General features: G+C 35.6%; 8 protein-coding genes. 4 read left to right on the top strand and 4 right to left on the bottom strand.

The window, feature by feature from the left end:
* Positions 1-380: 380 nt before the first annotated feature.
* Complete coding sequence (locus tag LUA86_RS10820) at positions 381-539, top strand: hypothetical protein (RefSeq protein WP_231460642.1); 159 nt, start codon at positions 381-383, stop codon at positions 537-539.
* 419 nt (positions 540-958) lie between these two features.
* Here the strand turns inward: LUA86_RS10820 and LUA86_RS10815 are convergent, their stop codons facing one another.
* Positions 959-1825 carry an aldose 1-epimerase family protein gene (locus tag LUA86_RS10815; RefSeq protein ID WP_231460641.1) on the bottom strand — a complete coding sequence of 289 codons (867 nt, stop codon included), beginning with the start codon at positions 1823-1825 and terminating at the stop codon, positions 959-961.
* A 66-nt stretch (positions 1826-1891) separates the two neighbouring features.
* The gene (gene pepT / locus LUA86_RS10810; protein WP_231460640.1) at positions 1892-3133 is read right to left on the bottom strand and encodes a peptidase T; all 1242 of its coding nucleotides are present in this window, start codon (positions 3131-3133) and stop codon (positions 1892-1894) included.
* A gap of 60 nt (positions 3134-3193) precedes the next feature.
* Here pepT and LUA86_RS10805 point away from each other — a divergent pair, with 60 nt between their 5' ends.
* From LUA86_RS10805 to LUA86_RS10795, 3 genes are read left to right on the top strand one after another with little or no spacing between them, the layout of a single operon-like run.
* On the top strand, positions 3194-3925 hold the full coding sequence (locus LUA86_RS10805) for a hypothetical protein (RefSeq protein ID WP_231460639.1): 732 nt from the start codon (positions 3194-3196) through the stop codon (positions 3923-3925).
* 25 nt (positions 3926-3950) lie between these two features.
* A complete protein-coding gene (locus LUA86_RS10800; RefSeq protein WP_231460638.1) occupies positions 3951-5690 on the top strand; it encodes a M14 family zinc carboxypeptidase in 1740 nt (579 codons plus the stop codon).
* A gap of 4 nt (positions 5691-5694) precedes the next feature.
* Positions 5695-6309: a rhomboid family intramembrane serine protease gene (locus tag LUA86_RS10795; RefSeq protein WP_231460637.1), complete on the top strand. Its 615-nt coding sequence runs from the start codon at positions 5695-5697 to the stop codon at positions 6307-6309.
* Here the strand turns inward: LUA86_RS10795 and LUA86_RS10790 are convergent.
* Together LUA86_RS10790 and LUA86_RS10785 are read right to left on the bottom strand one after the other, a co-directional pair.
* Entirely contained in the window at positions 6292-7275 is a 984-nt protein-coding gene (locus tag LUA86_RS10790) for a hypothetical protein (protein WP_231460636.1), read from the bottom strand. The two genes, LUA86_RS10795 and LUA86_RS10790, sit on opposite strands and share 18 nt — an antisense overlap.
* A 192-nt stretch (positions 7276-7467) precedes the next feature.
* Complete coding sequence (locus tag LUA86_RS10785) at positions 7468-8604, bottom strand: hypothetical protein (protein ID WP_231460635.1); 1137 nt, start codon at positions 8602-8604, stop codon at positions 7468-7470.
* Positions 8605-8656 lie beyond the last annotated feature (52 nt).

Here is an 8656-nt window from a genome sequence, read left to right as displayed (position 1 = left end):
CAGAGAAGTTAAGCCCACCAGAGCCAATGGTACTGCGGTAACACGTGGGAGAGTAGGTCGGTGCCAAATCTTAAAAGAAGAGCCTTGTAACAATTGTTGCAAGGCTTTCTTTGTTTATAAGCTTTTTCGCACAGCGATGGGACTTGTGAGTTAAAAGTTCAAAGTTGAAAGTTCAAAGTAGTAACCTTATACTAAAAGAGCCGGAATAACGCCCGCAGATTAGCAGGAGTTGCTTAGATAAAACCAAATAGTTTTACCATCTAAGACATCTAAGGCACCTGGGTACAGCTAAGGTTTTAATGTCTAAAAATTTGTTAATCTGGTATTGGTATTGAAACTGTTCTTCGAAGCAGCAGACCAGGCCAGCTAAACCTAATGGCATGGAAATCCTTTTTGAGCGCACAAGCTTTTTCAAAACTTCTGCTGCCAAACATCAAAAAGATTGGAACAACAGCAGGGCTGGATGGACCGACGAAAAACCAGCTTTCGTTTTCAAAACCAAATCTTTTTTTGATATTTCATATCAAGGTTATAATTAAGCCTATCATGTTAAATTATGCTAAATTTTTTAAGCTCGAATATGTGTACCTAAGGTGGCAACTGTATAGAATTTAATGAAAGCATTAGTTGGGTCCTTATTATTTAAATAAAACCAAGCTTCATCGTAATTTCGATTTTAGTTGGTGCCGGAGTTATTAATCTTTTCTTCTGGCAGGAAAAAAGTAACATAAGGAATGCGAAGGACAGATACTTCTTTAATAGAACTGATTTAAACATCTAGAATAGTAATTATCCGTAAATAGCAAACCGCTGGCTTAAAAGGCCACCAGCCGTTTATTTGTATATGGCTTTGGTGGAGAAACTATTCTAAAACGCTTCTTTTGGGATTAGCCATAGCTTTGATAACAGTGTTGTCTTTTATTACAAGGGTAAAGTGGATTATGTTTAATGGGAGGAACTAAAAACATTCCACTTCCCAAAAACGGCTCCAGTTTTTTCCGGTTTCCAACTTAATAATGCCTTCTTTTTGAGTGAGTTTTTGATTATGGTTTACGCTATCGGCAACGCCACACCATGGTTCAAGGCAAATAAATGATGCATCTTTGGCCGCCCAAATCCCAAAGTATGGAAAATCATCAAAATGAAAATGTAATCCATAATCATTTTTATTATTTAGTAAACTTATGCAATTGCTTTGCAGGGATTTAAATACCAATGCATCATTATAAAACAAATCGTGTCTTAAATTTAATCGATGCCTGCTTAATTCAATAGTTTCGGTTTCGTTTGATACCAACCCATCTTTCAGTTTCCAATAGGTTAGTTTTTCATCTTCATTAAATGCCAAATAATAATCTTCGTAATTGGTATCTGGTGTATTTGGCACAGCAAATGCAGGATGAGCACCAATAGAAAAATATATCTTTTTGGTATCTGTGTTTTTAACTGTATAATTTAAAACGAGTTTACGCTCAATAATCTGATAAGTTAACTTCAGTTCGAATTTAAAAGGATAGTTTTTAAGCGTTTCTTCGTTGTAGGATAAAGTAAACACTGCTTCTGTATTACTTAATTTTTCGGCCTTAAAGGTATAATCTCTGGCAAATCCATGACGAGGTAATTCATATTCTTTATCTTTAAAACTATAGCTATTGTTTTTTAGCGAGCCTACAATAGGAAATAGAACCGGGCTGTGCTTTGCCCAATAATTTGCATCGCCATTCCACATGTACTCTATGTTGGTTTCCTTACTATATAAACTTTGTAGCTCAGCGCCTTCTACCGCGATATTCGCTTTTAAAAAATCGTTTTCTAATGTTATCATCTATCCTTAAAAATAAACAATTCGAATTTAATTGTATTGGTTTTCATAAAATGATTAGCTGTGCTCTTACCAGATACAAGCAATATTTATGATGGTTTGTACGGCTTTCTCCATATCCTGAACACTTACCCATTCTTGTTTACTGTGAAATGCATGCTCTCCGGCAAAAATATTAGGGCAAGGTAATCCCATATATGATAGGCGAGAGCCATCCGTTCCACCGCGAATGCTTTGCTTTTTGGCTTTTATACCTGCTCTTTCAATTGCCATTACGCCATACTCAACAATTTTTGGGTGTTTATCCAATACTTGCTTCATATTTCGATATTGTGCATTAACAGCTAATTTGTAGGTCGAATTTGGATAATTCTTCAATACTTTTTCAGCTGCATTTTTTATAATGGTTGCATGAGCTTCTAGTTTTTCATCCGTAAAATCGCGAATAATGAACTGTGCCTCTGCTTGCTCCACATGCCCCTTAATACCTACCGGATGAACAAAACCTTCTTTAAGCTCTGTAGTTTCCGGCGTTAAGGTTTCTTTTGGTAATTTATCAATAATTTCTGCAAGTATTTTAATGGCACTTTCCATTTTGCCTTTCGCAAATCCTGGATGACTACTAACACCATTAATTGTTAATGTTGCCCCATCTGCAGAGAAAGTTTCATCTTCAATAGAACCTAAAGTTTCACCATCTACGGTATAACCAAAATCAGCAGCTAATTTTTTAATATCTACCTTATCAACACCTCTTCCAATTTCTTCATCGGGTGTAAATAATATTTTGATAACGCCATGTTTTACCTCTTTATTACTTTTAAAAAAAGCTGCTGCCTCCATTATTTCTGCAACACCAGCTTTATTGTCGGCGCCGAGCAAGGTTGTTCCGCTTGCTGTAATTATATCATTACCTTTCTGGTGCTGTAAATCTTTATGTTCTGTGAGTTTAATAACGACCGATTCATCATCGGGTAATATTATATCGTTTCCACCGTAATTTTTATGAATAATTGGCATAACATGCTCGCCACTACAATCTGGTGAGGTATCCATGTGCGAGCAAAAGCATATAACCGGAACAATTTTGTCGGTTGTTGATGGTATGGTAGCATATACGTAACCATGTTCGTCCATGTGTGCATCATCAATACCCATTTCGAGCAATTCATTTACCAACTCAATTGCCAGGTGCTTTTGCTTCATCGTGGATGGGCATGTTGGCGATTCTGGGTCAGACTGAGTATCAATCTTTGCATATTTAATAAACCTATTTTCTAAAGACCCGTTAATATTTTGATAAGTATTCATTTTCCAAAGGTAAAAAGTTATGGATATTGAATAAACATTTTATTTTTGTAAAAAAACTATATGATTTGTAAGCCTCTAAAAATTATATCCCTAACTTTTTTTTTAATTATCACATCCAATTTAATATCCGCCCAATCAAACTATTTCAAATGGTCTTATGGTTTAGGTGCGGGACCAAATTACTCTAAAACAGATGTTGTTGAGGGCGGTTGGGGCTATACCATTTACGGCAATTTAGACCATCATTTTACACCTTTTATTACCGGTGGCTTAGAGGCGCAGTATGGTATGGTACAGGGTGGTGATATTGCAACCGACCTACACAACAGACAGTTTGTAAATAAGTACACAGGCATTAATGCTAATGTAAAATTAATGCTCGGAGAGTTAATAGATTATAATAAATCTAATTTCCTGTACAACATTAAAGGTCTTTATGCCGGTATAGGCATTGGAGCATTTAAGAATAATATTACCGATATTGTTCGTTATAAACCAAGTTGGGCTGCATACGATCCGGGTTATGGTCCTTTTCCGGGTAAGGATAAAAGTGTTGACTTATGGGTGCCAGTTAATTTTGGAATGAACTGGTACATTAATGATGGCTATGGTTATGTTCGCTATGTTTTGAACATTAATGCCCAAAGTAGTTTTACCTTTGGAGAAGGATTGGATGGTTACAACGACCCATCAACTAAGTTTAAAAATTACGACCCGGATACTTTCAACGTTTACAGTATTGGGTTTAAATATTATTTCGGAAACATTAAAGTTTACCGTAAAACCTTATAATTTCAAATTCTTCATCCCTGTTAACATGAGAAATACTTTCGTGTTTTGGTTGTTATTTTTAAGTTTGCCAACATTTGCACAACAGACACCATACGAAAGTAGTGGTAAAAAGGAAACTACAACTTATAAAGCCGCTATTACATACTATCAGGCGCTAGCCAAAAAATATCCGCAGGCAAAATTACAAACCTACGGTACAACCGATTTCGGTTTGCCTTTGCACTTGTTAATTCTATCAAAAGATAAAATTTTTGATCCAATCTCGATTAAAAAAGCTAATAAACGCGTTTTGCTAATCAATAACGGTATTCATCCGGGCGAACCTGAAGGTATTGATGCATCGATGATGCTTGCCCGCGATTTGTTGCAAAATAATCAACTGCCGAAAGATGTTGTAATTTGTATTATACCTGTATATAATATTGATGGAAGTTTTAACAGAACTGGAACTTCGAGAGCAAATCAAAATGGGCCAATAGCTTATGGCTTTCGTGGAAACAGTAAAAATTTAGATTTAAACCGCGATTTCATCAAAACAGATTCGAAAAATTCTGCAGCTTTTCAATTAATTTTTAATACCTGGAAACCTGAGATTTTTGTAGATACGCACACCAGTAACGGTTCGGATTATCAATATGTGATGACCTTAATCCCGACTCAAAAAGACAAGCTGAATTCAATATTATCAGGTTATTTAACGTCTACGCTGGTTCCTGATTTATATAAAGGTATGGAGCAACTTGGCTATCCGATGGTTCCTTACGTAAATTCGTTAGGCGAAACACCAGAAAGCGGAATAAGTGGTTTTATAGAGTCGCCACGTTATTCTACCGGTTATGCAAACCTTCATAATTCTATCGGTTTCATGCCCGAAACGCACATGCTTAAATCTTTTGATTTACGTGTTGATGCAACATATAAGCTTCTATCAAATTATGTTAAAATTGTACAGCGTGATGCAAAGCTGATTGGAGAAAATAAACGCAAAGCAGATGATTTTGTAGCGAAGCAAAAAACATTTCCTTTAGAATGGAAACTGAACAAAGATAAGTTTGATAGTATTTCTTTTAAAGGTTTTGAAGGCGCTAAAAAGGCCAGTAACGTGAGCGGTTTCGATAGGTTATATTATGATAGAACAAAGCCTTATGCTAAAACCATAAAGCAATACAATAATTACGAGCCTTTGGTAAGCATTGAAAAACCAATTGCTTATATAATTCCAAAGGCTTGGGATAAGGTTATTACTTTGCTTAAACTGAACCACGTTAAATTAAATGAGTTAAAAACTGATGTTAAACTTAATGTGGAGAGTTATTATATCGCTGATATGAAGACAGGTACTCGTCCGTATGAAGGACATTACCTACATACTGCTGTTAAACTAAATGCTGTAAACCAGCAAATACAATATTATGCAGGTGATTTTGTTGTTTATGTTAATCAACCCGAAAACCGTTATATTGTAGAAACCCTCGAGCCACAGGCAACGGATTCATTCTTCAACTGGAATTTTTTTGATTCTATTTTAGATATGAAGGAACATTTTTCTGCTTATATTTTTGAAGATACTGCTACAGAACTTTTAAAAAATAACCCTGCTTTAAAAGCCAGGCTTGAAGAGAAAAAATTGAACGATACCACCTTTGCCAAAAGTGGTTCGGCTCAGTTAGATTTTGTTTATAAAAATTCAGATTATTACGAGCAAACACATAACAGATACCCCGTGGCACGGTTAGTGAAGGATGTTAAACTCGATTTAAAATAGTATTATGGAGTATTTCAACATGGCACCCGTAGCCTCTTTAATCTTTGTTTTTACGGTAGTAACCAGTCTATATGCATTTTACGATAATAGCGTTTACGGCAAGTTTATGTTACATCCGTATAGTGTATCGAAAGGGAAAAACATATTTACTTTAATTACAAGCGGTTTAATTCATGCCGATTGGATGCACTTGTTTTTTAACATGTTTACCTTTTATGCCTTTGCATTTACTTTAGAGCGGTTAATGGGTAGCTGGCAATTTGGTTTGCTCTATTTTTTAGCTTTAATTTTAAGCGATATACCTACCGTTTTTAGGCATAAGGATAATTTTAATTATAACAGTTTGGGTGCATCTGGCGCCATTAGTGCCGTGCTTTTCAGTTACATATTATTTAACCCTATGTCTAAAATATACATCATGTTTATCCCTATCGGAATTCCTGCTGTAGTATTTGGGTTTATTTATTTAATTTATTGTGCTTATGCTTCTAAAAATTCGAGGGATGGCATAAACCACGATGCTCACTTTTATGGCGCACTAACGGGTTTAATTTTTACAATAATTTTTGTGCCTGGAATCCTGCAGAATTTCATCGGTATTTTAACCGGCAACAGGTAAGCAAGGGTTTTCAAAAAAGCTCATTGGTTCTTCCGGGTTTTTGATGATTTCGAATTTGACATAACCCCATGGTTTCCAAAAATTTTCGAGCACTTGCGCGTACACTTTGTGTTGCCAAACATCAAATAAAGGTTTGCTCATATTGCCTCGCAAAGGCATGGCTTCTATGTAAGTTGTACCTTCAACAGGCATAAAAGTGTATTCAGGTAAGCGGTTAAATAGGTAAGCCGAATAATAAAACCTTGCTGTCAATTCTTCAAATTGTTCTGCTGATAAACTTTTACCTTTTATTTCATTAATAATTTCCTGATGATAGCGGTTGTTTGTGCCGTTATCTTGCAAGCAGGCAACGATGCCAAAATCTTTAAATTTTAAAGAGAATGTTAAGGTGTTAATTTCATCGCGAAAGCTAAAAGGCGTTTCCGGATTTTTTAATTTTACAACATTTATAGACCATGGCGTAAAATTTTCGAACTCAATGCTGGTATAAAGATTCTGCATCATGAAATTCAAATTCGCAAATTTCATCATCAGAGATTGAGACATGTTCAGTCCATCTGCGGTCATTTCTTTACGTAAAGCGCCATGCATTTCTGTATACACAAATCCATAAAGAAACTTCCCAATCCAGTTAAATAAATCCAGCTCGCTTAATGCCGAAACGGATTCATAACCGCCTTCAAAAGCTTTTTCAATTTTATTTTCCAGTGGATTTAAAAATTGTTCGTTTACTTCTGCATTTACCGGAATGACAATGCTATTGTATGAACGAATGCTTTCATCTAAGAACTGAATCTGTTCTTCGCCACTTAAACCAGCCTGCTCCAATAACCATTTCGGGATTAAAGGGATTTGAATTAATGGCGATTTAAAAGTGCTGCCACTTAGAAAGCAATTTTTGTAAAGGAAATCGAATTTTTGGAATGGATTGTATAAGCCGGTATTCATCGCTGCAATATTAACCATTATATTTTTATGGCTCTGTGGTGGTTAATTATTTTAACGTTCGGATTACGAAGCTTGAGTTTTCCCGCGGATGTTCGCTGATAAGAATCGCAGATTTAAATAGATTTTGTTTCTTTAAGAAAAGGTCGTCATTGCGAGGCACGAAGCAATCTCATAGACAAGATTGCTTCGTGCCTCGCAATGACGTAATTGTTAATGATTATTATAAAAATAGCTAATCGAGTTTACCAAATCATTATAAATTGGCTTTGTAAATTCCAGAAATAAAGCTTCCGGTGGCGGCGGAACAACTTCTCTTCTTTTGGTCATGGCCAATTGTTGTTTGCTTAATGCCCTATCATCGCCTTTATAACTCGCCCAGCTATCCGTCCAGATGTAAGTTCCAGGAAACTTTTGTTGGCGAACTATTTTTTTGCTTTGCCAATCGCTAATCGTCATATCCAATAAACCAGAAGAAGATATATTTTTCTCAAAAATGCTTAATGTAGCTTTTACTGTTCCGTAAATAGGTTTTCTTTCGCGGGTTTCGCCAATCACTACGCTATCTCTCTTTAGTCTTTCAACACGTTCCTTAACGTAAGTTTGGCCAACAATAAAATCATCAAAGTTTAAACTCAAAACCTGGTCTGGTACTATTTTTTGTTTTGAAGCTTGTTGCTCAGAATAAAAAAGTACAAATTTATTTCTGGAGTAATCGCTCATAAAACCATCAATTTGTTGTTGAAAATAATCGCCGCTTAACTTATATAATCTGCTGTTTACAAAAATTGGTTGCACAACAACTCTGGTAACGGCCATCCAATAGGCATCGTCCATTTTTGCTTTAACATCCTTATAATTTGCCTGCAAATTTTGAACTTTCTCAAATTCGTAGTAAGCTTTCTTGGCCGATTGACGATTGTTAGCATTTAAATACTGAATGCCAGAATTATACCTTGCTGTAGCGGCATTGTATTTACTTTCATCAAGTTCTTTAATATATTTTGATGGATTGGGAACAACGGTTAAGCAAGCGGGGCAACTATTTATCTCTTCAGCAAGCTGATTTATTTTCTGATAGTCGTACATCACGCCTTCCCATTTGTATAAATCATTTGTCACTTTACTTTCCTCAATCCTTCTTAAATGATCTTGCAATGCGTAGTTGTAAGCCGTTTGCAAAACACTTAGTGCCTCGCTGTTCTTGGGCGAATTCTGTAAGCGGCTCACTGCCTTTAAAACTGAAGCATCATAATCGCCTTTTTGTAAGGCTTTTTTTCCTGTGGTACATCCTCCAATAATTGTTAAGGATAAATAAATAAAATACCGTAATCTTGAAATGTTTTTCATGGCAGGAATGGTTTGCGTTAATAAAACAAATATACTTTCTGTAGAGCTAATA

The sequence above is a fragment of the Pedobacter sp. Leaf132 genome, from assembly GCF_920984695.1.
Taxonomy (GTDB): domain Bacteria; phylum Bacteroidota; class Bacteroidia; order Sphingobacteriales; family Sphingobacteriaceae; genus Pedobacter.
Note: the sequence above shows the minus strand (reverse complement) of the source record. Positions and strands in the feature narration are given on the sequence as shown.

Coding starts and splice junctions, on each gene's coding strand:
- LUA86_RS10795 (WP_231460637.1), top strand. CDS start 5,695: ATGGAGTATTTCAACATGGCACCCGTAGCCTCTTTAATCTTTGTTTTT.
- LUA86_RS10815 (WP_231460641.1), bottom strand. CDS start 1,825: ATGATAACATTAGAAAACGATTTTTTAAAAGCGAATATCGCGGTAGAA.
- LUA86_RS10805 (WP_231460639.1), top strand. CDS start 3,194: ATGATTTGTAAGCCTCTAAAAATTATATCCCTAACTTTTTTTTTAATT.
- LUA86_RS10785 (WP_231460635.1), bottom strand. CDS start 8,604: ATGAAAAACATTTCAAGATTACGGTATTTTATTTATTTATCCTTAACA.
- LUA86_RS10820 (WP_231460642.1), top strand. CDS start 381: ATGGAAATCCTTTTTGAGCGCACAAGCTTTTTCAAAACTTCTGCTGCC.
- LUA86_RS10790 (WP_231460636.1), bottom strand. CDS start 7,275: ATGGTTAATATTGCAGCGATGAATACCGGCTTATACAATCCATTCCAA.
- LUA86_RS10800 (WP_231460638.1), top strand. CDS start 3,951: ATGAGAAATACTTTCGTGTTTTGGTTGTTATTTTTAAGTTTGCCAACA.
- pepT (WP_231460640.1), bottom strand. CDS start 3,133: ATGAATACTTATCAAAATATTAACGGGTCTTTAGAAAATAGGTTTATT.